This is a genomic window from Aeribacillus sp. FSL K6-1121, from assembly GCF_038003725.1.
Classification (GTDB): Bacteria; Bacillota; Bacilli; order Bacillales; family Aeribacillaceae; genus Aeribacillus; species Aeribacillus composti.
Genome location: NZ_JBBOPS010000001.1, coordinates 3839483 through 3864067 on the forward strand (window position 1 = coordinate 3839483; position 24585 = coordinate 3864067).

Here is a 24585-nt window from a genome sequence, read left to right on the forward strand (position 1 = left end):
AATACAAATAGCTTGAAAAAACTACAAGCAAAGGCTACTTGAAAGGAGATAACCACATGAAACAGCTAATGACGTTATTTATTTCAGTCATGCTTGCATCGGTTTTTTCAAGCTTAAGCTTCGCTGAAGCACCAACTATCCCCAAATCGGTGATGGATATTTCAAAAGAAAATACGTATCCAAATCCGAGTCAAAATCTTCCTTATTTACAGCCAAGTGAATTAACAAAAGAGTTAATCAAAACATCCAACGTCCCGATTGAAAATCCTGTTTTAATTAAAATGTTAAATGAGTCTTCCATTACACCTTCTCCAACCGCCATAGGATATAGAGCCGCCATTTACTTGGGACGGTGGGCATTGAATTATGAATCTGAGGAAACAACAGTCAATTGGGAGTATCAAAAAATCAATACAAACTTTTTTGACAATCGAGGCGGTAAGTCGCCCGTTCAAATTAGCTATAAACAGGAGGCGCAAAAACGGGTAAAAGGAGGATTAACCGCTAGAATTTCTGATCATAAAGATGTCAAAAAAATGATGCTGATGAAGGCGGCAAAGAAATCGAAAATGCCGCTAGCATTTGAAACAATTGTCGGCTTCGGGACGAAAAAAAATCAAGTATATAATATCCCGCCGAAAAAAATGGGGTATTTATACGCATACGTTCCCGCTGTCAACGAAAAAGGAAAAGTCACTTACGGAGAAGTGTATTTAATGTTAAAGGGAAGCAAGAAGCAAATTGTTGTCAAAAATGTTACGCAGCAAGGCATTGGAGCATGGATTCCTGTGCATGATCGGGCATCTTTCCACTTTCTTATTACCAATCAGCCTAGATAATAGAAAAGGGCGGGCGAAAGGCAAATATATTGCCGAAAGAAGCCCAAGCCCTTTTATTTTATATGCGCGCTTTTCTTTTTGTAAAATCTAAGTCTCGGTAATAACTATTTTTCACTAAAAGATTCGGTCCAAGACACGCTACGTTTGGACAATGGCAATTCAGCTGTTGGGCAATCGGGGATTGCATCCATTTTTCATAGGCTGATAAAAGAGTATCTTTTTTGATGTTTCCAAGCGGCGGTACATCGCCGAAATCTGTCACAATAATGTCCCCTGTAAAAATATTGACATTGAGACGGGATCTGCCGTCAGGGTCATTTCGAACTGTCACGTTTTTGCTTTCTCTCAATCGCTTCAGCAATGCTAAATCTTCCTCATTGTCGCTGCAAGCGTAAAACGGGAGTGTTCCAAACAGCATCCACACTGATTCGTCGCGGATATCCAAAAGCGTATGAATTGCTTCGCGTATCTCATCCAAGCTGAGCGTTTCAAGATTGCTAGCGAAATCACTTGGATACATTGGATGCACCTCATGGCGTTGACATTTCATTTCGTCTACAATTTGTCTATGGATTTTTTCAAGATGAGGAACCGTCCGTTTATTCAGCATCGTCTCCGCTGAAACAATTACTCCCGCTTCAGCCAGAGCTCTAGAGTTTTCAATGATTCGTTCAAAATATTTTGCACGTTCTTTATATGGAGGCTTCTTTTTCATCATTGCAAATCCGGCTTCAACAAAATCATCGACCGTTCCCCAGTTATGGGAAATATGCAAAACATCTAAATACGGGATAATTTTTTCATAGCGTTTCAAGTCCAATGTTAAATTGGAATTGATTTGGGTTCGTATCCCGCGTTCATGTGCGTATTTTAAAATGGGAACGACATAATTTTCCACAGATTTTATCGAAAGCATCGGCTCCCCGCCGGTAATCGAAAGGGATCGCAATGTCGGCACTTCGTCTAGCCTTTTTAAAAGTAAATCGAGCGGCAGCCCTTCCGGATCTTTCGGAGATAAAGTGTATCCTACAGCGCAATGCTCACATCGCATATTGCAGATTGTGGTGGTGGTAAATTCTATATTTGATAATGTTAATTCACCGTATTCCTTCATATCTAAATAAGCTTCCCAAGGGTCATAGGAAGGAGTAATCTTTTTGAGGGTTGTATAAGTTTCCATAAAAATCATTTCTCCTTTAATTAACGTTCTCAAGACATAACGTTCCTTATGACGATATTGCCCTGTTACCTCTACACCGTTTTTTGAATTAATGCTTCCAGCAATGCGGAATACCCTTGAAGCATCAACCGCCCTAGAGTCGCCCCCTAGCTCTTTTAATTGTTCTAAGAAGTGATTTTGTACCGCTTGCCATAACGGTGAAGCTTTGTAAGGAACAGGCTCTTTAAGCCAAATTAAAACCATTCCTTGACCGCTAAAAATGATTATATTCGGCTCTGGAATCGATTGGCCAAAATAATCTTATTCTAATTTGCCGATGATCCAGTTCGAATTATAATTAAACAAATAAAAATCTAAATCAACATATAACGACTTTAATTGCCTTATATTCGTAATTTGTCGGCTAGGCTTATAAAATTGTATTCTAGCTAAAATAAACATCCTCTTCGAGCCATTCTGTTAGTTTTTCAGCCAATTCCTGTGGTTTGTAATGATATTGGATGAATTTACCTTCTTTTTTCTTTGCAACAGTAATCCATCAATCAGAGTTATGATGATGAAACCATGCATGGTATCTAGCGTTATCTAGCCTTTTTGCATTTTCCATAAATATTTTCTGGTGTGCGTAAAATGTTTGTGGGAGAAATTCTTAGAATTCCCGATGAGGGGGGATGGGAACGTAGGTTCGCAATCCCCTCATCGGGGTCACCAAGCGAAAGCGCGGTAGGATCCCAAGCAGGAACATGAAAAAAGGACTCTCTCCCTGATAAGATGATTATTGACCACACTATCAAACAGGAGGAGAGAGTCCCATGAATATTCAACAACATCTTACCACAAATTCGTTGACATGGAAAGAGATCGAACTTGATTTGTTTCGAGCCCTGCAAAACGCCTTCGCCGAACTGTTTACGGCTTTGTTGGAGGACATCGACCGACAATTGGCGGAAACCCGGGACAAGCGCCGGTACCACTTGAAAGACAAACGACGCACCACGATTCAAACCCTGTTTGGCGAAGTCACCTTTGAGCGAAACTACTATTTAGACCGAGAACAAAACCGTTACACGTTTTTGCTTGACTCCCTTCTAGTGTTTGATGGATCGCAGTCAATCAGTCCTTGTCTAGAAGAAACGTCGGTGGGATTGGTTGTGGAGTGCTCTTCTTATCGCAAAGCGGCTTGTACGCTTGCCCAGATGGTCGGGTATCCGGTGATAAGCCATGAGGCGATCCGCCAGTTGGTGCTCGAAGCCGAAGCTCCGCTGCACTGCCCGGTTGACCAGCAATATGGACGGATGCTGTTTGTGGGAGGCCGATGGACTGTTTGTCTCTCGCCAAGGGAAGAGAAAACGGGCTAAGGAAGACAAATCCTGATCGTTCACGAAGGGTGGAAGCGCAACGGCTCACGGATCGAATTCGTGAATCAGCGCCATTACGTCCATGAGGGCAAGAGGGAGGTGTGGGAAGGCTTCGAGGAATTTTTGATGAACGAATATGCCTATGATCCGTATCGGGATTAATAATGCAGAAAAAATTAAACCTACTATTCAAAACCTAGACAGCAATGGAATCAAACTTCAATTAGATATTGATACAGATGAATATGCTACGGATTTAATTATAGATTCAAATCTAAAAGGTAATGATATAACAGTTAGTTCCGTATTAGATGTTGGGGATAAGATTGAAAAAACAGTATATGATGTAAAAATAATTGAGAATACTGAAGAATAATTTAAAGCTATTTTAATAGAAAAAAATACTGGTGAACAAATAACCATCTCTGAAAATGAAGCTAAAGCATCTATAATAAGTGTTGTTGTACGTATAATTGGCGGAGCAATTAAGTATGTTTCCAAACAATCAGGTAAACAAGTTACAAAATCAGCTGCAAAAAAAGCTAAATTATCTTTTAGTAGTGGAAGAGCTGGAGAGAAGTATTTAGAAACATTAGTAAAAGTAAGAAGTAAACAAGAATATTTTAGAACTCCTTTAGGTGGTAGATATATAGACGTGCTCGATACTTCTGGAATTGGACATGAATCTAAAGTTGGTTATGTTTCGTTAACTTCAACTATAAGAAAACAGATTGATAAAAGACGCCTTATTAATCAAAAAGAAGGAACTAAAAGGTGCTAAATGGCATTTCTTTAGAAGTGATACTACAGGAAAAGTAGGGGCAAGTAAACCTGTACTAAACTATTTGAAATCTAAAGGAATACCTTATAAAATTTATAAATAATATTTAGACTAGAGGTCACTAATATTAGAATTGTGAATTTTAAGTGTACTAGTTCGTTTTGAATCACATGGGAACCCCTTTCTTTTAATAATAATATATAATTAAGATATAAAAGACAAAATGAATTTTTGGAGGAATACTAAATATGGCTTCCAATGACCGTCTAAATATGACTAATGCATTAAAAAAGATTGTTGTTCCTTATTTAAGAGAACATGGTTTTAAAGGATCATTTCCACATTTTAGAAGGAAAAATGAAGATAATATTGACTTAATAACTTTTCAGTTTAATCGTTATGGTGGATCTTTTGTTGTAGTTTTAGCAATTTGCCCAATTGAAGGAGTAACAACGAGTTGGGTAGAAGAAATTCCGCCAAGTAAAGTGACTGCACACGATGTAGGTATAGATTACCGATATAGACTCACAGAAAATATAAAAGAATCCAATGAAACTTGGTTTAACTATGAGGATGCAAAGAATGAAGAAGATTTTGACTTAGTCGCATCAAGAGTGTTGAGTTTATTACATGTGTCAGACAGAAATTGGATTAAGAATCTTTTTAAATAATATAACTACTGATGCTAGTATAGTTTCATGGACACCCTTTAGTGAAATATAATATTAACGAAGGGATGTGTCCTGATATAGGTAACACAAGCGAAAAACGTAAACGTTATCATGCTGAATTTAAGGAAATGGTGGTTGAGCTTTATCAAACTGGAACACCAGTAAAACAGATCTTGAGCGAATATGACCTGTCTGAAACGACATTCTACAAATGGATCAGAAAACAAAAACCGGTTAAGGTGGATGACGGGGGCTCTTTTACCCCGAAAGAATTTCTGAACCTGCAAAAAGAATTGCATCGGCTGAAAGAGGAAAATGAAATCTTTAAAAAAGCTATGGTCATATTCGCAAAGAAGTAGATTCAAACCACTGTTATATCCATGATTGACGAGATAAGAGCCAGACACCATTATGACCTTAAAACCATGTGTACGGTCCTTGGCGTGCCGAGAAGTACCTACTATCAATCCAAACAAAAAACAGAATCAAAAACAAAACGGAAAACCGGGAGCTGACAGACAGAATACGAAAAATCCATACGGAAAGCAAGCAGAGATACGGAGAACCGAAGATCCACCATATGCTTGAAAAAGAATGGCTCAAAGTCAGCCTGAAACGGGTTCAGCATTTGATGAAGGCTGCAGGCATTTATTCCATTATCAGAAAAAAGTATCGCCCCCATTCCAATAAGGGCAAGATGGAAGAACACGATAACCTGCTGAACCAGGACTTCTCAACGACAACCATCAACGAGAAATGGGTTACGGATATTACGTACATTCATACTTTGAGAGACGGTTGGTGCTACTTGGCTTCCGTAATGGATTTACATTCCAGAAAGATTGTTGGTTACGCTTTTGACCGTCACATGACGACTGAACTGGCTTTAAAGGCAGTAGAAAACGCTTATCAGGCACAACGTCCAGGTCCGGGATTGATCTTGCATTCTGATTTGGGATCCCAGTATACAAGCGAGAAATTTGTAGAATACATGGAAAAGAAGCAGTTCAAACACTCCTTCAGTAAAAAAAGGTTGCCCATACGATAACGCCTGCATTGAGTCTTTCCATGCAATTCTGAAAAAGGAAGAGATCTATAGAATCAACTATTTGAACTTTCAAGCTGCCAGAAGAGCCTTATTCGAATTTTTAGAAGGCTGGTACAATCGGAAACGGATTCATAGCTGCCTGGGCTATATGACGCCACAAGAAACAGTAGACAGTATCAAAGGGCAGCGTAGTGCTCTTCACAATTTTACAAGCATCCGCTTTACATGGAGTGGCGGGTGTGGTAGGCTTATTTGCCATGCGAAAGAATTCATTGCCCCTTTCACCCTTCGCATAACACCACGCCCGCAGAGGCTCCATGTCAAGCGACAAGCGATGTCAATGAGATCAAAATTAAATTTCACTTATTGGTGTCCAAAATACTGACTTAAATCCACCTTCAGTAAAAAAGGTTGCCCATACGATAACGCCTGCATTGAGTCTTTCCATGCAATTCTGAAAAAGGAAGAGATCTACAGAGTCAACTATTTGAACTTTCAAGCTGCCAGAAGAGCCTTATTCGAATTTATAGAAGGCTGGTACAATCGGAAACGGATTCATAGCTGCCTGGGCTATATGACGCCACAAGAAACAGAAGACAGTATCAAAGGGGCAGCGTAGTGCTCTTCACAATTTTACAAGCATCCGCTTTACATGGAGTGGCGGGGCGTGGTAGGCTTGTTTGCCATGCGAAAGAAATCATTGCCCCTTTCGCCCTTCGCATAACACCACGCCCGCAGAGGCTCCATGTCAAGCGACCAGCGATGTCATGAAAAATATGGCATGAGATCAAAATTAAATTTCACTTATTGGTGTCCAAAATATTGACTTAAATCCACATCAATAACTGTCTCTGGTATCCATTTGTGTACCATACCGTGGATTTCCCTAACTTTATATGAAACTTCTATTAATTGTTCAGTTGAGAAACGGTTTAATTTCATCAATGGGGTTGAAAGTACACCACTAACCCTTCCATTTTTTGTGAAGATAAAGGTTTAATTCTAGAATATAAAACATCATGTTCTTTAATTGATCGATCCTCGTTTTTAATTAAATCATCCGTTCCAGTAAATAACATATAACATCCTTTCCTTACATACGATTCACTTATTCCTAGCAATTTAGCTAATTTGTAATTCGAGAAATCAGGATTCAACTCAATTGCTTGTCTAAGTTTTTCTAAGTTCTTATCCGTTTTATTGCGCTGTTCTTTTAAATACTCCTCACGGCTTTTTACGCCCATTTCCCGGCGTTTTTGTTTCCTTCTCCGCTTTTCATTCGCATCTATAATCGTGCTTAAATGGCGTTGTTCGTCCTCTGTTATATCTTATCTAACCATTCAATTAATTTTTTATTGCTGATATTATATCCAGCGCCAGGATACCCTTTTTCTCTAGCTATTCGGTTTGCTTCTTCGTTATTCCGTGCATAATAGGCCTTTTCAGCGCTTCTGGTGGATCTTCTTAAAGGCTCATTAAACTGTAAATTAAACGTTAGCGTTTGTTTTAAGGCTTCTTCTGGATCATTCAAAAAGCAACATAACCAATAACGGTACAAGAAACAAATTGTCTCACGATAACCAGTAACGTTATAATTGCGTAATTCAACCAGTTTTTCTAAGTCTAGTAATCTAGCATGATGCGATCGGAAGACGTTAATAAGATGTTGTACCTTCTTTTTTCGTCCTCTTTTTTTAGGCTTTCCTGTTTTGGCTCAACCTCAAGTTCCGGTAAATACCTCAAATTGTAAACTGCACCATTAAATAATTGTAGCATGCCATCAGAAAAATGTAAGCGAATTTGAATCGAATATGATGTAAAAAAGTGTTGACAGAGGGGAAGGATAGTGGCATAATCCAAGTAACCGAATAAGAATTATAAAGTTAATAATAAAACTCTTATCAAGAGCAGGTGGAGGGATGAGCCCAATGAAGCCCGGCAACCGACTCATATGATGAGCACGGTGCTAATTCTCCCAACAGAGATGTTGAAAGATAAGAAGTTGTTTTGACAAAAAACCTCTTCTTATTGAAGAGGTTTTATTTATATAAAAAAATCTGAATGAAGAGGATTGAAAAAATGGGTCACGTAACAGCAGTATACCAAATCATTGCGAAACGAGAAGATTTAGAAAAAAAAGCAGAAGGCATTGCTCTTGGATTAACGGTAGGTTCGTGGACTGACCTTCCTCTTTTAGTGCAAGAGCAGTTAAAAAAGCATAAAGGACAAGTGGTTGAAATAAAAGAAACAGGTGAGGATCCATCCTCCGGCAAAACGATTGCACAGCTTCACATTCGCTTTCCGGGAGAAAACTTTTCTAAAGACATTCCTGCCATCTTAACGACAACTTTTGGAAAATTATCACTAGATGGAGAAATAAAATTACTAGATTTGCAGTTTGACGATGAGATCTTTCGGTATTTTCCAGGTCCTCGATTTGGAATTCAGGGGTTACGAGAAAAACTTGGCGTTTACGACAGACCGTTAGTGATGAGCATCTTTAAAGGTGTAATTGGACGTGATATGGATTACCTTCTTGCCCAATTGCGGGAGCAGGCTCTCGGGGGCGTCGACTTAGTAAAGGATGATGAAATACTTTTTGAAAATTCGCTCACATCATTTGAAACAAGAATAAAGGAAGGCAAAAAAGTTCTTGATAACGTGTATCAAGAAAAGGGACACCGAACTTTGTATGCGGTCAATTTGACGGGAAAAACATTTGAATTGAAAGATAAGGCAAGAAAAGCAAAAGAATTAGGTGCCGATATTTTGCTATTTAATGTTTTTACATATGGCCTCGATGTGCTGCAAGCATTAAGGGAAGATGATGAAATCGTCCTCCCAATTATGGCTCATCCGGCGTTTAGCGGATCGTTTACTTCATCCGAAAAATATGGGCTCTCTCATTCCTTATTGCTTGGAAAATTGATAAGAATTGCTGGAGCAGATTTTTCGTTGTTCCCTTCACCATATGGCAGCGTTGCATTGGAGCGTGACAAAGTTTTAAAAGTGAAAGAAGAATTGGTGAAGGAATCAGTTTTAAAACCAGTTTTTCCTGTTCCATCTGCTGGCATTCACCCGGGTCTTGTTCCCATTTTAATTCATGATTTTGGAAAAGATTGTGTCATTAATGCAGGAGGCGGTGTTCACGGTCACCCGCAAGGTGCTCAGGGCGGAGGAAAAGCTTTCCGTCAGGCAGTTGACGCTGTTTCCCGGGGTGTTTCCCTTAATGAAGCAGCTGAAGACATAGAATTACAAGAAGCAATTCGGCTCTGGGGATGGAAGGAGGCACCGTCCAATTGAAGCCAGTAATATTTTGTGATTTTGATGGAACGGTGACAAAAAAAGATAACATCGTTAGCATTATGAAGCGTTTCGCTCCAAAAGAGTGGGAGCAATTGAAGGATGGCGTCCTTTCCCAGTCGATTAGTATTCAGGAAGGAGTCGGCAAGATGTTTGCACTTCTTCCATCTTCTTTAAAGGGTGACATCATTCACTATATTTTAGAAACTGCAGAAATAAGGGAAGGATTTCGCGACTTTGTTCATTATGCGAAAAACATGAACATTCCTTTATACATTGTCAGCGGCGGAATCGATTTTTTTATTAAACCGCTGCTGCGCCCTTTTGATTCTATTACCGCACTGTTTTGCAATAAAGCGGATTTTAGCGGAGAAACGATCACCATTCATTGGCCTTATACGTGTGATGAAAAATGTCCCAACCAAAATTGTGGGTGCTGCAAACCGACAATTATTCGGCAAATTGCAAATGCTGACACTCATTCCATCATCATCGGGGATTCCGTCACAGATTTAGAAGCCGCGAAGATTGCAGATACAGTTATTGCACGTGATTATTTATCAAAAAAATGTCAAGAATTTTCTATTCCTTATCAATCTTTCGAAACATTTTACGACTGTATTGACATTTTAGAGAAGACAATAAACAAAACAAATTTCATAGAAGAAAAAGGTGGCGCAAAATGAGTGTCGTTTTAACTCGTGTTCATGAGCTTGCGGAGATTAAAGAGGAGCTTGCTGCGAGGGATTGGTTTATGGGGACAAGCGGCAATTTAGCCATAAAAGTTCAAGATTCCCCGCTTCAGTTTCTTGTGACCGCAAGCGGCAAAGATAAACGAAAAAAAACGAAGGAAGATTTTTTGCTTGTAGATGGAGAAGGAAATCCTGTAGGCGCAACACAGCTGAAGCCTTCGGCAGAAACGCTATTGCATTGCGAAATATATAAAAGAAGCAAAGCCGGCTGCAGCCTACATGTACATACGGTTGCAAATAATGTCATCTCTGAACTTTATGGTGACGCTGGGAAAATTGTATTTCAAGGACAAGAACTGATAAAAGCGTTTGACCGCTGGGAGGAAGATGCAGAATTACAGATTCCGATTATTTATAATTATGCCCATATTCCTACATTAGCAAGCACTTTGGGCGATTTCGTGAAGGAGGATAAAGGGGCAGTTCTTATTCGCAACCACGGAATTACTGTATGGGGAAAAGATGGCTTTGAAGCGAAGAAAATTTTAGAAGCTTGTGAATTTTTATTTCAGTATCAGCTTGCTCTTATTCAAGCAAAAGCCGGTCTCCTTGCGAGTACAGGAGCTTTAAATAATTAAACATTTTAAGGAGGTATTTTACATGACAACGATTAAAATTCAAGGAACAAACGAAGTTATCAGCAATCAAGAGGAAGTGATTTCATTTTTAAATCAACAAGGTGTTATTTACGAGCAATGGGATATTGCCAAATTACCAGAGCATTTAAAAGAGAAATATCTTTTAAATGATGAGGAAAAACAAACGATTTTACAATCTTTTGAAAATGAAATTAAAGATATTTCAGCAAGACGCGGCTACAAAGCTTGGGATGTCATTTCTTTAGCAGATCATACGCCAAACCTTGAAGAGCTGCTGAAAAATTTTCAGCGTGAACATCATCATACAGATGATGAAGTGCGCTTTATTGTAAGCGGCCATGGAATTTTTGTTATTCAAGGACAGGACGGAAAATTTTTTGAAGTGCATCTTAATCCGGGAGACCTTATTTCTGTTCCAGAGGGCAGACGCCACTATTTCACATTAGCTGATGACCGAAAAGTTGTTGCGATCCGCATCTTTGTGTCAGAAGAAGGCTGGGTGCCATTTTACGAAAAAGAAGAAGTAAATTAAGTTTACAAAAAATTTATGAAAAAGCGGCTTTAAACATTCACAGCTGCAAGCTTAACATCATCTTTTTCATATAACTGGCTGCTCTTCGGATACACAATTCATCCAGCTCAGTGAACAATGTTCCTGAATGCAAAGAAACTATGAAAATACCACAGCGGCTGCTGGCCCGGTTTTAATAGGTTTACACATTTTTGCGAAGAAGCTTGCAGCTAAAAGAGCACCACAAAAATAGGCTTGTCTTATATTACAAGAGGATATAGTTTCACTTGAAAACCAAGTAAACACAGATAATTTATCAAGTATTATGGCGGGATGGGGAAAATCAAGAATAAATGATGCAGATTTATATTTTTAGGAAGGGGCTGTCTTAGAAAGACAAAATCCACTGAAAACGAAACATCATAAGCATTGATATATCAACGTTTCTAAAACATTAAAGGGGCGTCTATAAGCCGGAAAATCGACTTATTAGACAGCCCCCTCTATTTAATGGATGCGGCGGCTGCTTTGGATCTAGAAATCCGAATCCATTTGGAGCATTTGCCGAAATCGGCTTTTACAAGCAGGTGACGAAGTGGTCTTGTAATAATGTCGTCCCCATATTGTGAATGGATATTATGAAAGACTCTTTTTTCGCTTTATGACAAACAAAGATAGAGGAGGGAATTTTTTTGAAGGATTTTACAACATATTTTACGATGACTGAGCAAGATGTCATCGAATATGTACAGAAAAAACTCGATATTTTTGAACAAAACGCAGAATTGGAATGTCGAGAGATTGGCGATGGCAACTTAAATTATGTATTTCGTGTCGTTGATCAAAATAGCGGCCAGTCTGTCATTATTAAACAAGCTGGTCCGGTTGCGCGTATTTCAGACGCCTTTAAAGTTTCACCAGATCGCAATCGGATTGAAAGCGAAGCATTGAAGCTGCAAGGGGAATTAGCGCCTGGATTTGTACCTAAGGTTTATTCGTATGATCCGATTATGAATTGTTGTGTGATGGATGATCTATCTGACCATGAAATTATGAGGACAGCTCTTTTAAAACATAAAAAATTTCCTTTGTTTGCCGACCATATTACAACGTTTCTTGTCAACACCTTATTGCTTACTTCAGATGCCGTTATCGATCATAAAGAGAAGAAAGCATTGGTGCAAAAATTTACAAACCCAGAATTATGTGAAATAACAGAAGATCTCGTTTATACAGAACCTTTTTACGATTGTGAGCAAAATGATGTATTTCCAGAAACGAGAGAATTCATCCGTGAAGAAATTTGGAATGATTCAAAGCTTGCATTGGAAACAGCTAAACTGAAGTTTGATTTTATGACAAAAGCACAGTCCCTCCTCCACGGCGACCTTCATACCGGTTCCATTTTTATAAAGGAAGATTCAACAAAAATAATCGATCCTGAGTTTGCTTTTTATGGACCTGCTGGGTTCGATATTGGGAATGTGATTGCAAACCTTATTTTCGCCTATGTAAATGCAAGCTTTACAATTGAAGATCAAGAAACAAAGGAAGACTACTTGCAATATATTAAACAAACAATCTCAGACGTAATAGAGCTGTTTACAAAAAAATTTTTACATGCTTGGGATGAGAATATAAAAGAAAGAACTGCAAGTGCACCTAGTTTTAAAGAATGGTATTTAAATTCCATCCTTGAGGATGCCTCAGCCGCTGCCGGACTTGAATTATGCAGAAGAATTATTGGGATCGCCCATGTAAAAGACATCACGTCAATTGAAAATAAAGAATCCCGAACTTTGGCTGAAAAAATTTGTTTAACAGCTGGTAAAACCTTTATTCTTGAACGGGCAAACATTCGTACAGGCGACGACTTTATGAATGTTTTATTACAAAGTGTCCGCAAATTTATTGAAGGAGAAAAGTTTTATGACAGCAGTAAAAGCCATTCAATCCGTACAACTGGATGATGAAAACAATACGGTGATCATACTCGACCAAACGCTATTGCCGAATGAGAAAGTATTTCTGCATCTTTCTACTCCAGAAGAAATATGGGAGGCTATTTACCATCTGAAGGTTAGAGGAGCGCCTGCGATCGGAATTGCTGCTGCATTCGGTGTTTATTTAGGCACGAAGCAATCAAAAGCGTCGACTTATGAACAGCTTTTGGATGATTTTCAAAAAATCAAACAGTATTTGGCTTCATCGCGGCCGACTGCAGTGAATTTATTTTGGGCTTTAGATCGCATGGAGGATAGACTGAAAGTAGAAAAAGACAAAAGCATCGAGGAAATTAAAAACGCACTGAAGGAAGAGGCAGAGCATATCCGTAATGAGGATGAGCAAGTCTGTTATTCGATCGGGGAGTATGCCCTGTCATTATTAAAACCCGGCTGGGGTCTTCTGACCCATTGCAATGCAGGAACAATTGCGACGGCGAGGTATGGGACTGCGTTAGCTCCCATCTACTTAGGCCAAGAAAGAGGCTACCATTTCAAAGTTTTTGCAGATGAAACAAGACCGCTTCTTCAAGGTGCACGTCTAACTGCATGGGAATTGCAGGAAGCTGGTGTGGATGTAACGTTAATTTGTGACAACATGGCATCCATTGTGATGAAGGAGGGAAAAGTACAAGCGGTTTTAGTCGGGTGTGATCGAGTTGCCGCAAACGGAGATGCTGCCAATAAAATTGGAACTTCCGGAGTGGCAATCTTAGCAAAATATTATGGAATCCCGTTTTATGTTTGTGCTCCGCTTTCAACAATCGATTTAGATTGTCCGACAGGGGAACATATACCGATCGAAGTGAGAAAAGCAGAGGAGATCACGACAAAATGGTATGAAAAACCGATGGCGCCGGAAAATGTGCAAACATATAATCCGGCATTCGACGTGACCGATCATGAACTCATTACGGCAATTATTACAGAAAAAGGGATTGCCTATCCACCCTTTACCAAAAGTTTAAAACACATGAAAAGCGTTTAATTGCCTTTTCATACAAAAACCCCTTAAAAGGGAATGCTTTCACATTCTTTTAAGGGGTGTAAAATTTTATTCGAAATATAATTCCGGACGTCTGTCTTGAAAAATAGGAATGGTTTTTCTTACACGGTCAATTTCTTGAAGATCCAGTTGGGCGTAAAAAATTCCTTCATCTGTTTGATCATGAACAAGAAGCTCGCCCCAAGGGGCAATGACCATTGAGTGTCCATTAAATTCATTATTTTGATCCGCTCCGACCCGGTTTACTGCTACAACAAACATTTGATTTTCAACTGCCCGTGCTTGGAGAAGCAATTGCCAATGGTCAATTCGCTTTTTCGGCCATTCGGCAGGAATGAACATAATGTTTGCACCTTTTAATGCATGGGTGCGAATCCATTCCGGAAAACGCAAATCATAACAAATAACACCACCGCAAGTGATGCCGTCCAGCTCAAATATATTTACTTTTTGGCCGGCACTCATAAATTTATGCTCATCCATCAATTTAAACAGATGAGCTTTGTCGTATTCAGCGGTGATATTTCCGAATCGGTTGACAACGTACATGGTATTAAAAAATTGTCCGTTTTTTTCCGTTGCAACTGAACCGCCGACAATATTGACATGATATGTTTTAGCAAGGGATGTCAGCAGCTCAATTGTTTTTTCTCCATTTTTGTCTGCAAGCTCATCAAGCTGATCAAGGGCGTATCCTGTATTCCACATTTCAGGCAAAACAATTGTATCCGCTTGATGGCTTGCTGCTTCTATTATATTTTTTTGAGCGATTTCATAGTTTTGGTCCGGTTCGCCTAAAATGATATTCATTTGTATACAAGCAACTTTCATGATTTTCAGCCCCTAGACATTTTTATATAAAGACTATAGAATTTTTATGATAATTTCAACTATTTTTATAAAAAAAGGTGGATTAGAGTGGAGATTTCAGAACGTTTAAAAAAGCTTCCAACACAATTTTTCTCTGCCCTTGTGAAAAAAGTGAATAACGCTGTAGCCGAAGGAAGAGATATTATTAATTTAGGACAAGGAAATCCTGACCAGCCGACTCCCCCGCATATCGTCAAAGCGCTGCAAACCGCAGCAGAAGACCCGAAAACACATAAATATTCACCATTTTCAGGTCTGATCGAGTTAAAACATGCGGCTAGTGAATATTATAAGAAACAATACGGAGTCGATATAGATCCAGAAAAAGAAGTGGCGATTTTATTCGGTACGAAAACTGGACTTGTTGAATTGCCGATGTGCCTATTAAATGAAGGAGATCTAATGCTATTGCCCGACCCGGGTTATCCAGACTATTTATCAGGCGTTGTTTTAGCCGGGGCTCAATTTAAAACGTTCCCGCTGTTGGCAGAAAATCGGTTTTTACCTGATTACAACGCCATTCCGTTGGAGGATAAAGAAGCGGCAAAATTGATGTATTTAAACTACCCGAACAATCCGACAGGAGCAACGGCCGATCTTAAGTTTTTTGAGGAAACGGTTACGTTTGCAAAGAAGCATCGAATTTCCGTTGTCCATGATTTTGCGTACGGTGCGATCGGCTTTGACGGCAAAAAACCGACCAGCCTTCTTGAAGCGGAAGGAGCCAAGGACATCGGCATTGAAATGTACACATTGTCGAAAACCTACAATATGGCCGGCTGGCGCGTTGGATTTGCTGTAGGGAACCAGAATATCATTGAAAGTATTAATCTTATTCAAGATCACTTATATTGCAGCCTTTTTCCAGCAATACAATTAGCAGCAGTTGCCGCATTAACAGGCGATCAGTCGTGTGTAGAGGAGCTTGTCTCCCTTTATGAAAACCGCCGAAATACGTTTATCAATGCTATTCAGCAAATTGGCTGGAACGCTCAAGCTCCGAAAGGGTCATTTTTTGCCTGGCTCCCTGTTCCGAAAGGTTTTACTAGCGAAGAGTTTGCCGATTATTTGCTTGAAAAAGCAGATGTCGCCGTTGCGCCAGGAAACGGCTTCGGGCAATATGGAGAAGGATACATACGCGTTGGTTTATTAGTTGATGAGAGCAGGCTTTTAGAAGCGGTTGATAGAATTCGCAAGCTGAACCTTTTTTAACTGCTGCAATGAATGTTGAAACACTCTCCTTATCCCCCTAAAAAATGATCAGCACGTGAATGCCTTTCCAATCAAAATTAAAAGAAGTATAATAAAAATTGTGTTAAGTGGGAGTTTTTTGACTGAATGTAAGGGGGATAAGCGGGATGGAAAAATTATATGAGAGTATGTATCAATTAATTGTGGAAACGTCTACAAAATTGCCGAAGGATGTCCGCCGCGCTATTTTGAAGGCGAAGCAGCGTGAAAATGCTGGTACAAGAGCTGCGATGTCGCTTGCCACGATAACCGAAAATATTAAAATGGCAGATGAAAATGTATCGCCGATCTGCCAAGATACCGGATTGCCGACATTTAAAATTAAAGTGCCAGTCGGTATCAATCAAATTCAAATAAAGGAAACAATAAAAAAAGCGATCGCTCAAGCGACGAAGGACGGGAAGCTTCGCCCGAACTCGGTCGATTCGCTCACTGGAGAAAATTCCGGCGATAACTTGGGCGAAGGGCTTCCAGTCGTAAAATTTGAACAATGGGAAAAAGATTATATCGATGTTCGCTTAATATTAAAAGGCGGCGGCTGCGAAAACAAAAATATTCAATACAGCCTGCCGTGCGAACTAGAAGGATTGGGAAGAGCCGGGAGAGATTTGGATGGAATCCGCAAATGTATTTTGCATGCGGTATATCAAGCACAAGGCCAAGGATGCAGCGCAGGATTCATTGGAGTTGGAATCGGTGGAGACCGTTCATCGGGGTACGATTTAGCGAAAGAACAATTATTCCGCGAAGTCGATGACGTAAATCCGAACGAAGAATTGCGGCAATTGGAAGAATATATTATGGAAAATGCGAACAAGCTTGGCATCGGAACGATGGGATTTGGCGGGGAAACCACTTTATTAGGCTGCAAAGTCGGCGCAATGCACAGAATCCCTGCAAGCTTTTTTGTTTCTGTCGCATACAACTGCTGGGCATTCCGCCGTTTAGGTGTGCATATCGATCCAAATACGGGTGAAATCATAAAATGGCTTTATCAAGATGGAGAAGATGTTGATTTTCAAGAAAATGCTGCACAAGAAGAACATTTAGCATCAACGGACTCTGAAAGACGTGTCATCACGCTGCAAGCGCCAATTACAGAAGAACAAATCCGCGAGCTGAAAGTCGGCGACGTTGTTCGCATCAACGGAATCATTTACACAGGAAGGGATGCCATCCATAAATATTTAATGGATCATGATGCGCCGGTTGATTTAAACGGTCAAATTATTTACCACTGCGGACCTGTCATGTTAAAAGATGAAAACGGCAATTGGGAAGTGAAAGCGGCTGGGCCGACCACTTCCATTCGCGAAGAGCCTTATCAAGGGGATATTATGAAAAAATTTGGCATCCGTGCGGTAATGGGCAAAGGCGGCATGGGGCAAAAAACGCTGCAAGCTTTAAAAGAGCATGGCGGAGTATACTTGAATGCGATTGGCGGTGCTGCTCAATATTATGCGGATTGCATCGAAGCGGTTGAAGGTGTTGACTTGCTGGAGTTTGGAATTCCAGAAGCTATGTGGCATTTGCGCGTAAAAGACTTCACGGCCGTTGTCACAATGGATTCACACGGCAACAGCCTGCATGAAGACATTGAAAAATCGTCATTAGAAAAGCTTTCTCAATTTAAAGAGCCGGTATTTAGCTAAATATTAAACTCAATGCCATAGCCAGATGATTGGCTATGGTATTTTTTTGAAATCAAGATGGAGCATAATTCCTAAAAACGGATAAAGACTAATAGTAAAAATAATGGAAAGGAGATTCACAGCTTGAATTATTTCCGGATTTTATATTGCTCTGTCTTGTTATTTTTTTCTTTTTTTAGCTGCGCCTCTGCTGCTGTCAGCAATCACCCGATTCATTGGGGTTTTCAAAAAAACAACAATCATCAGCCTCCTGATGCCGGGAAAGAATGGAGTGAACTTTTAAATAAATATGGAGCGTTTTATTTAGGAGATCCCAGCAAAAAAGAGATTTATTTAACGTTTGATAATGGCTATGAAAACGGCTATACATCGAAAATTTTGGACGTACTGAAAAAGCACGATGTACATGCGACGTTTTTTGTAACAGGCCATTATTTAAAAACAGCCCCTGATCTTGTAAAGAGAATGGTGAAGGAAGGGCATATTGTCGGCAATCATTCATGGAGTCACCCAGATATGACGACAATCAGTGCTGATAAAATAAAGAAGGAGCTTGATGCCGTCAGCGACAAAGTAAAGGAGCTTACAGGCCAAGATGGAACAGTATATGTGAGACCGCCAAGGGGCATTTTTAGCGAACGCACACTTGCATTGTCCGAAAAATACGGTTATCGCAATATTTTTTGGTCGCTTGCATTTGTCGACTGGAAGGTGAATGAACAAAAAGGCTGGCGATATGCATACGACAACATTATCAATCAAATTCATCCGGGCGCGATCATTTTGCTGCACACCGTATCAAAAGACAACGCTGATGCGCTTGATGAAGCGATTAAAACTTTAAAACAGCAAGGCTATACTTTTAAAAGCTTAGACGATCTAGTGATGGAGAAAATGTTTGAAAGTCCATTTCTTTATTAATAGAAGCGGATTATGTGATATAATAGCTCCGAAAAAATACGATAAAGGTCGGTAAAAACATGTGGAATGTGACGATAAAAGCGGCGCCGCCGTATGACTTCGACCGCGTGTTAGAGCGCCTTTCACTTGATCCGTTGAACAAGGTGGACGTGCACAAGCGAACCGTCCTTGTTCCTCTTTATAGTGAAAAAGAAGAACCTTTTGTTGCCGTTGTAAAAGCAATCGGATCGAAGGAAAACCCAATATTTGAAATATCAGGGGAACAGGATGAACAAAAAGAACGAGCCATCCATGAGCTGACACGCATATTTCAATGGAAGAATTCGCTTAAAACCATTCAAGATCATTTCCTGCAAACCAACCTTGCTCCGCTTTTTCAAGAGCATGAAGGGACGCCGCTCGTGTTAGATTTTCATCCGTATGCTTGTTTAATGAAATGCATTATTCATCAGCAATTAAATTTATCATTTGCCTATCAGTTGACGACCGCTTTTGTGCAAACTTTTGGGTTTAAAGTAGATAATGTATGGTTTTATCCCAAACCGGAAACAGTATCCAAATTGAACTATGAAGATTTGCGGGCGCTGAAATTCAGCATGAGAAAAGCGGAATATGTTATTGATACCTCCAGACTGATTGCAGAAGGAGCACTGCCGATTCAGGCCTTCCATGAATGGAGCGATGATGATATTATGAAAAAATTGGTTCAAGTGCGCGGCATCGGCCCGTGGACGGTGCAAAATTTTCTTTTATTTGGGCTGGGCAGGCCGAATCTGTTTCCTGCTGCTGATATCGGCTTGCAAAATGCGATCAAGCATTATTTTCAACTGGAAAAGAAACCGACAAAAGAAGAAATGGAAAACTACAGCCGCGAGTGGGCTCCTTATTTAAGCTATGCAGCTTTTTATTTATGGCGAAGCATCGAAAAGAGACGGGGAGAAGCGAAATGAAGATAAAAAATAGACCGACATCTGTGACGATTCAAAAGGGACAGCAATTTCCGCTGACAATTAAGCGGCTTGGCATTAACGGAGAAGGTGTCGGGTATTTTAAGAAACAAGTCGTCTTTGTCCCGGGAGCTTTGCCCGGGGAAGAAGTGGTCGTTCAAGCAGAGAATATTCAACCAAATTATGCAGAAGCCGTTATTAAAAAAATACGGAAAAAATCCCCTCATCGTGTGAAACCGCCCTGCATCTATTATGACCGATGCGGAGGCTGCCAATTGCAGCATTTGCAATATGAACAGCAGCTTGCTGCCAAACGGGACATTGTCATTCAAGCGCTTGAGCGGCATACGAACCTAGAGGTTGACACCCTCGACATCCGTCCGACAATCGGTATGGACGACCCTTGGCATTACCGCAATAAAAGTCAATTTCAGCTCGGAAATGAAAAACAGCAAGTGATAGCAGGCCTGTATGGTGCGAATTCACACAAGCTTGTTCCAATTCACTCTTGCATGGTCCAGCACCCGCTGACAGATAAAATTACCCAAACGGTAAAACAAGTACTGGAGGATTTTCACATTCCGATTTACCATGAGCGAAAACGGACGGGCATCGTTCGCACAATCGTTGTACGCGCCGGCGTTCAGACGAACCATGTGCAAGTCGTCCTCATTACAAAAGCGGAAGAATTGCCGCGAAAAGAACTGATTGCAGCGGAGATCATGAAGCGCGCGCCGGAAGTAAAATCAGTCATGCAAAATATAAATGGAAGCAAAACATCGCTGATTTTCGGCGACAAAACGGTTTTGTTAAAAGGTGAAGAAGTCATCCAAGAAACATTGGGCGACCTTTCCTTTGAACTATCCGCCCGCGCTTTTTTCCAGCTTAACCCGGTGCAAACGGTCAAACTTTATGACGAAGTCAAAAAAGCAGCAGGTTTAACAGGAAGCGAAAAAATCGTAGATGCCTATTGCGGCGTCGGCACGATCGGCTTGTGGCTGGCAAAGGATGCAGCAGAAATCAGAGGAATGGATGTCATTGAAGAATCCATCCGTGACGCGAAAAAAAACGCCGAAAAACACGGGATCAAAAATGCAACATATGTCACAGGCAAAGCAGAAACATGGATGCCAAAATGGGCAAAAGAAGGCTGGCGCCCAGATGTTGTCGTCGTCGACCCTCCCCGCACCGGCTGCGACCGAGCGTTTCTCAAAACAATCAAAAAAGTGAAGCCAAAACGATTCGTTTACGTCTCATGCAATCCGTCCACCCTGGCAAAAGACATTCAATTTCTTTCCAGCTTGTACAAAGTCGAATACATCCAGCCCGTCGACATGTTCCCGCACACGGCGCATGTGGAGTGTGTTTCACGGCTAGTGTTAAAAAATGATTGAGCGTGTTTAAACTTTTACACACTAAATCGGCGTAAGCTTGTGGTAAATTTTAACATTTTGGTTGTTATCTACTTCTATCCGTTCAATAAAAGGGAGAAAGAAAGTGTCTGCTGAAAATCAAGTAATTGTATCAAACTCCCACCCTGCCATTATCTTAGAGAAGATTTTGAAGCTGTACAAGCACAAATGAAAATTAGAAAGAGGACATAACTGCTCCTAAAAAGCATTTATTTACTAATATTGCTTTTTGTGCAGACTGTGGAACAGGCATGTGGTACAGACAAAATCGAAAGGGATATATATGTGGGGGATACGGTAGGCATGGAAGCAAAAAATGTAGTCACCATGCTATTAAAGAAAGTGGCCTTAAATCAATTATCCTTTCTGATCTAAAAAAATACGCAAGGGAAATCAGTAAAGAAGGTTTAATAAAGAAACTAGAACAACAAACGGTGAGAGCCGAGAAAACGACGAACAAAAAGCTAGCTAGCATTGAAAGGGAAATGAAACGGCTAGTTGAAAGAAAAAGTAAATTTCTCAACCTGTTAGCAAATGAAATCATTACTAAAGCTGATTATCAACGGGCTATTGAAGAAATCAATAGAGAATTGAAAAGACTGTCTGCTCAAAAGACTGAATTACAACACTCATTGGAAAGTAAAAATATCCATGAGGAAATTGCTAAGCTAAAAGCCGAGTTAGACAAATACCTTTTGTTCAATGATTTAACAGAGGAAATGCTACACCGATTTGTTAGAAGAATTGAAATAAAAGCAGATGGAACACCGAAAATCTTTTACAGATTTTCGGCTCTTTCTGCTTAATTTTTCCTCAAAACTATCTGCGACACACATTCAACATGGCTCGAGTTGATAGAATTGATGTCTGCCTAATTTGCCTGTTTGGGAAACATGTCCATGGACCTTTTATTACTATAGAATGTCATTACAATATAATTTACAAAACCAACCATCATCATGAGCAAGATAAACAAAATTATTATTTATTCGATTAAAAAATGGTGTTATTAAGGATTTCCCAAAATGAGGCAAATATAAAATTTCAGTCATTGTGATGTCTTTTTGAAACAAAAGAATGACGGTTGCTCCAAGCGTATCGTTTGAGCACTTATATGGAGCCACGGTTGTTGTTTAAACTCGCCATTAGATCACGTGTCGGATATTTAGGTCACCAAAATCGGTGTGTAACTTACGAGAATAAGAACCATTGCGCGAATTACCTGAGTTAAAGCCGATACGATCGTACTTTTCGAAGTCTAAAAAGAATGTTAGTTCTGTCGCAAGTAACGTATTCACTGCCGTTTCTAAATGCGTACGGAAAACCTCGGTGATATCTTGTTTTTTTGACTAGTGCATCGACAAGCTCTGTTGTAAACTGATTCATAGGGAGATCTCTTTTCTGTGAATTTTTTGCGATAACCCAATTCTATCAAGAAAAGGTCTTCCTTTTTTATCATTCTATTCATTTCACTAGCGTTGCATTAATTTAATTCGAAAATTCCGAATTGAAAAAAGTCCATAAAAAAATCCTTTATAATGGATGGTACAGGTGGTCCCTGTCCAAATCCAATATAAAGGATGAAGCCTATGGACAAGGATACACTATTTTCTTCATTTGGTAAATGGGTCACTCCTCTCAATTCTGTTAAATTTACACAAAGAATTGAAGAGATGAAACAAGATAAATATACGAAAAAATTAACCACAAAAGCGTATTTACTTTTGTTTTTGCATGCTCAACTTCAACAACGAGAAGGACTGCGCGCCATCGCCGATGATGCGTTACTGGATGATTTTCAGCGAGAATTAGGATTGACATCTATTAGTGCTTCACAACTTTCTCGAAAACATCGCCAAGTAAAACCCGAATTGCTCGCAGAAATCTTTCTGGATTTAGTGAATCAAATCCGCCAGATGTCCACGAATTCCTCCAGTCAGGTGAGTGGCTTAAAAATCGTGGATTCTACGACCATTTCACTGAATCTGAAAAAATATCAATGGGCTACGTTTCGCAAAACGAAGTCGGGAATTAAGGTTCATTTACGACTGGTGTTTGTCAATGAAGATACGGTTTATCCGGAAAAAATGGTCATGACCCCAGCAGGGAACAATGATCGAACACAAATGGAACAACTGATCGACGAAACAGATGCCATGTACGTGTTTGATCGTGGTTATGTAGACTACGAAAAGTTCGATTATTACTGTGATAAAGGCCTCTTTTTCGCCTCCCGTCTGAAAAAGAATGCCTATGTTCGATTTCTTGAATCGTTCTCTGTCCCATCCAATTCCTCTATTTTATCTGATTCGATGGTGGTCATTGGGACACCACAAAAACGAACGGAAAATGTCTTTCGATTAATCGAAACATTCGATTCGGACGGGAATCGAATTCGAATCATTACGAACCGATTCGACCTAGATCCAGAAGAACTTGGTGATATCTATCGTTCTCGATGGGCCATTGAACTATTTTTTAAGTGGATTAAGCAACGTTTAACACTCAAACATCTTTATGGAACGAGTCCAGAAGCTGTAGAAAATCAGGTTTACTTAGCTCTGATTTCTTACTGTTTACTCATTCTTATTCAACTTGAAATGAAATCGAAACATTCTCTCACCCAGATTTATCGTTGGCTTCGCGTTTTTCTTTGGAAACCAAGTACCGTGTGGGTGGAACGAATTCAACGGGAATGAGTTGAAAAAAGTCGGCGAAGCGCAGTAGCCATGTAACAATAAAACAGATACATTTATTACCAAATGGATAGTGATCACCTTTAGTTGGTTACTGCCTTGTTTTTCGTTTATTATAAAATATTTTATTCAGAAAATTCTGCATAAAATGTTTTTATTTTTTATGCAACGCTACTGTATTCATTTACACAAAATATTTCATACTCCCAAAAACTTTTTTAAATCATACTCCCTTTAAATATTGTAAGTTAATATTTGTTTTTTAGTTCTTTATAGGCTTTTAATTGTTGCTCCATCATTTCAACAGAATCGTGTTGAATGGCATTTGGATCCTTCTGAAGAAGTCCTTTAAAGTAGCGTTCATATTCTTTAAAGAAAGCTGTAAGAAAATCTTCAAACTCACCTTGAAAGGCGATTTCTGTTGTATTGTCGTATTCACTGTAGGCTTTAATAATAAGCAATTTACCAGTTTTGTTTAAAGTATATTCCATTGCATTTTCATAGGTTTCAAATCCATTAGAAAAAGATGTATGGTTTTCTTTTAATTCCAAAAGAATTTTCCCCATACCTAAAAGCAAGGCGTCATGGAAAGTGGAATTACAAAGTTCTTTTTTTTCCCCATTTTGCTGCACAAAAATAGATAAACGACAGGCTAAATAGTCATCTATATTAAAAGGTTGTCCAATCATTTCATCATATAATTCAACAAAAAAAGATATTTTCATTATAATAACTCCCTCTTTAAATGTTGAGATATCAACGGTTTAACCCGTTTATACCTTATT

The 24585-nt window shown here is 39.6% G+C and carries 21 protein-coding genes, 4 pseudogenes and 1 riboswitch; of the genes and pseudogenes, 19 read left to right on the forward strand and 6 right to left on the reverse strand.

The window, feature by feature from the left end:
• Positions 1 to 56: 56 nt before the first annotated feature.
• A complete protein-coding gene (locus NSQ61_RS18640) occupies positions 57 to 839 on the forward strand; it encodes a YfkD famly protein (RefSeq protein ID WP_311066511.1) in 783 nt (260 codons plus the stop codon).
• 58 nt (positions 840 to 897) lie between these two features.
• On the opposite strand, the gene yfkAB is transcribed toward NSQ61_RS18640, so the two are convergent.
• A complete protein-coding gene (yfkAB, locus tag NSQ61_RS18645) occupies positions 898 to 2019 on the reverse strand; it encodes a radical SAM/CxCxxxxC motif protein YfkAB (RefSeq protein WP_311067369.1) in 1122 nt (373 codons plus the stop codon).
• An 812-nt stretch (positions 2020 to 2831) separates the two neighbouring features.
• Here yfkAB and NSQ61_RS18650 point away from each other — a divergent pair.
• The 5 genes and pseudogenes from NSQ61_RS18650 to NSQ61_RS18670 all read left to right on the forward strand — a co-directional run.
• Positions 2832 to 3539, forward strand: a pseudogene (locus NSQ61_RS18650) (UPF0236 family transposase-like protein).
• Entirely contained in the window at positions 3514 to 3753 is a 240-nt protein-coding gene (locus tag NSQ61_RS18655) for a hypothetical protein (protein ID WP_340807870.1), read from the forward strand. Before NSQ61_RS18650 ends, NSQ61_RS18655 begins: the two are co-directional and overlap by 26 nt.
• Positions 3754 to 4406: 653 nt before the next feature.
• A complete protein-coding gene (locus NSQ61_RS18660; RefSeq protein WP_340807872.1) occupies positions 4407 to 4829 on the forward strand; it encodes a DUF4304 domain-containing protein in 423 nt (140 codons plus the stop codon).
• A gap of 65 nt (positions 4830 to 4894) precedes the next feature.
• A pseudogene (locus NSQ61_RS18665) lies at positions 4895 to 6049 on the forward strand (IS3 family transposase); the annotation flags it as partial.
• Between the two features lie 213 nt (positions 6050 to 6262).
• Positions 6263 to 6496 (forward strand): annotated as a pseudogene (locus NSQ61_RS18670) (integrase core domain-containing protein); the annotation flags it as partial.
• 322 nt (positions 6497 to 6818) lie between these two features.
• Here the strand turns inward: NSQ61_RS18670 and NSQ61_RS18675 are convergent.
• Together NSQ61_RS18675 and NSQ61_RS18680 are read right to left on the reverse strand one after the other, a co-directional pair.
• The gene (locus tag NSQ61_RS18675; RefSeq protein ID WP_339212086.1) at positions 6819 to 7121 is read right to left on the reverse strand and encodes a hypothetical protein; all 303 of its coding nucleotides are present in this window, start codon (positions 7119 to 7121) and stop codon (positions 6819 to 6821) included.
• A gap of 77 nt (positions 7122 to 7198) precedes the next feature.
• Positions 7199 to 7408 (reverse strand): hypothetical protein, encoded by a 210-nt coding sequence (locus NSQ61_RS18680; RefSeq protein WP_339212085.1) that lies wholly within the window; start codon positions 7406 to 7408, stop codon positions 7199 to 7201.
• Positions 7409 to 7772: 364 nt separating this feature from the next.
• Positions 7773 to 7878, forward strand: a riboswitch (SAM riboswitch).
• Between the two features lie 78 nt (positions 7879 to 7956).
• Between NSQ61_RS18680 and NSQ61_RS18685 the strand changes: the two genes are divergently transcribed.
• The 6 genes from NSQ61_RS18685 to mtnA all read left to right on the forward strand — a co-directional run bounded on the left by NSQ61_RS18685 (position 7957) and on the right by mtnA (position 14033).
• Positions 7957 to 9180 carry a 2,3-diketo-5-methylthiopentyl-1-phosphate enolase gene (locus NSQ61_RS18685; RefSeq protein WP_311066507.1) on the forward strand — a complete coding sequence of 408 codons (1224 nt, stop codon included), beginning with the start codon at positions 7957 to 7959 and terminating at the stop codon, positions 9178 to 9180.
• Positions 9177 to 9866, forward strand: a complete 690-nt coding sequence (locus tag NSQ61_RS18690) for a 2-hydroxy-3-keto-5-methylthiopentenyl-1-phosphate phosphatase (RefSeq protein ID WP_375338762.1) — start codon at positions 9177 to 9179, stop codon at positions 9864 to 9866. The genes NSQ61_RS18685 and NSQ61_RS18690 overlap by 4 nt, the downstream gene beginning before the upstream one ends.
• The gene (locus tag NSQ61_RS18695; RefSeq protein ID WP_063386760.1) at positions 9863 to 10510 is read left to right on the forward strand and encodes a methylthioribulose 1-phosphate dehydratase; all 648 of its coding nucleotides are present in this window, start codon (positions 9863 to 9865) and stop codon (positions 10508 to 10510) included. The genes NSQ61_RS18690 and NSQ61_RS18695 overlap by 4 nt, the downstream gene beginning before the upstream one ends.
• A gap of 22 nt (positions 10511 to 10532) precedes the next feature.
• Positions 10533 to 11063, forward strand: a complete 531-nt coding sequence (locus NSQ61_RS18700; protein ID WP_340807873.1) for a 1,2-dihydroxy-3-keto-5-methylthiopentene dioxygenase — start codon at positions 10533 to 10535, stop codon at positions 11061 to 11063.
• Between the two features lie 671 nt (positions 11064 to 11734).
• Positions 11735 to 13012 carry an S-methyl-5-thioribose kinase gene (gene mtnK / locus NSQ61_RS18705; protein ID WP_327873274.1) on the forward strand — a complete coding sequence of 426 codons (1278 nt, stop codon included), beginning with the start codon at positions 11735 to 11737 and terminating at the stop codon, positions 13010 to 13012.
• A complete protein-coding gene (gene mtnA / locus NSQ61_RS18710) occupies positions 12972 to 14033 on the forward strand; it encodes an S-methyl-5-thioribose-1-phosphate isomerase (RefSeq protein WP_339212081.1) in 1062 nt (353 codons plus the stop codon). The genes mtnK and mtnA overlap by 41 nt, the downstream gene beginning before the upstream one ends.
• Positions 14034 to 14099: 66 nt before the next feature.
• Here mtnA and NSQ61_RS18715 read toward each other — a convergent pair whose 3' ends face one another.
• Positions 14100 to 14882, reverse strand: a complete 783-nt coding sequence (locus NSQ61_RS18715) for a carbon-nitrogen family hydrolase (RefSeq protein WP_339212079.1) — start codon at positions 14880 to 14882, stop codon at positions 14100 to 14102.
• Between the two features lie 87 nt (positions 14883 to 14969).
• Here NSQ61_RS18715 and NSQ61_RS18720 point away from each other — a divergent pair, with 87 nt between their 5' ends.
• From NSQ61_RS18720 to NSQ61_RS18745, 6 genes are all read left to right on the forward strand, one after another.
• Complete coding sequence (locus NSQ61_RS18720; protein WP_340807874.1) at positions 14970 to 16133, forward strand: pyridoxal phosphate-dependent aminotransferase; 1164 nt, start codon at positions 14970 to 14972, stop codon at positions 16131 to 16133.
• A gap of 146 nt (positions 16134 to 16279) precedes the next feature.
• Positions 16280 to 17824 (forward strand): fumarate hydratase, encoded by a 1545-nt coding sequence (locus tag NSQ61_RS18725; protein WP_311066501.1) that lies wholly within the window; start codon positions 16280 to 16282, stop codon positions 17822 to 17824.
• 123 nt (positions 17825 to 17947) lie between these two features.
• Positions 17948 to 18745: a delta-lactam-biosynthetic de-N-acetylase gene (gene pdaA, locus NSQ61_RS18730; RefSeq protein WP_340807875.1), complete on the forward strand. Its 798-nt coding sequence runs from the start codon at positions 17948 to 17950 to the stop codon at positions 18743 to 18745.
• Between the two features lie 59 nt (positions 18746 to 18804).
• The gene (locus tag NSQ61_RS18735) at positions 18805 to 19695 is read left to right on the forward strand and encodes a DNA-3-methyladenine glycosylase family protein (RefSeq protein ID WP_340807876.1); all 891 of its coding nucleotides are present in this window, start codon (positions 18805 to 18807) and stop codon (positions 19693 to 19695) included.
• Positions 19692 to 21086, forward strand: a complete 1395-nt coding sequence (gene rlmD / locus NSQ61_RS18740; protein ID WP_094244480.1) for a 23S rRNA (uracil(1939)-C(5))-methyltransferase RlmD — start codon at positions 19692 to 19694, stop codon at positions 21084 to 21086. Before NSQ61_RS18735 ends, rlmD begins: the two co-directional genes overlap by 4 nt.
• 239 nt (positions 21087 to 21325) lie before the next feature.
• Entirely contained in the window at positions 21326 to 21910 is a 585-nt protein-coding gene (locus tag NSQ61_RS18745; RefSeq protein WP_277874814.1) for a zinc ribbon domain-containing protein, read from the forward strand.
• A 234-nt stretch (positions 21911 to 22144) separates the two neighbouring features.
• Here the strand turns inward: NSQ61_RS18745 and NSQ61_RS18750 are convergent.
• A pseudogene (locus tag NSQ61_RS18750) lies at positions 22145 to 22490 on the reverse strand (transposase); the annotation flags it as partial.
• Positions 22491 to 22693: 203 nt separating this feature from the next.
• Here NSQ61_RS18750 and NSQ61_RS18755 point away from each other — a divergent pair.
• The gene (locus NSQ61_RS18755) at positions 22694 to 23803 is read left to right on the forward strand and encodes an IS4 family transposase (RefSeq protein ID WP_144596560.1); all 1110 of its coding nucleotides are present in this window, start codon (positions 22694 to 22696) and stop codon (positions 23801 to 23803) included.
• A gap of 245 nt (positions 23804 to 24048) precedes the next feature.
• Here NSQ61_RS18755 and NSQ61_RS18760 read toward each other — a convergent pair whose 3' ends face one another.
• Positions 24049 to 24525 carry a hypothetical protein gene (locus NSQ61_RS18760; protein WP_066247761.1) on the reverse strand — a complete coding sequence of 159 codons (477 nt, stop codon included), beginning with the start codon at positions 24523 to 24525 and terminating at the stop codon, positions 24049 to 24051.
• Between the last annotated feature and the right edge of the window lie 60 nt (positions 24526 to 24585).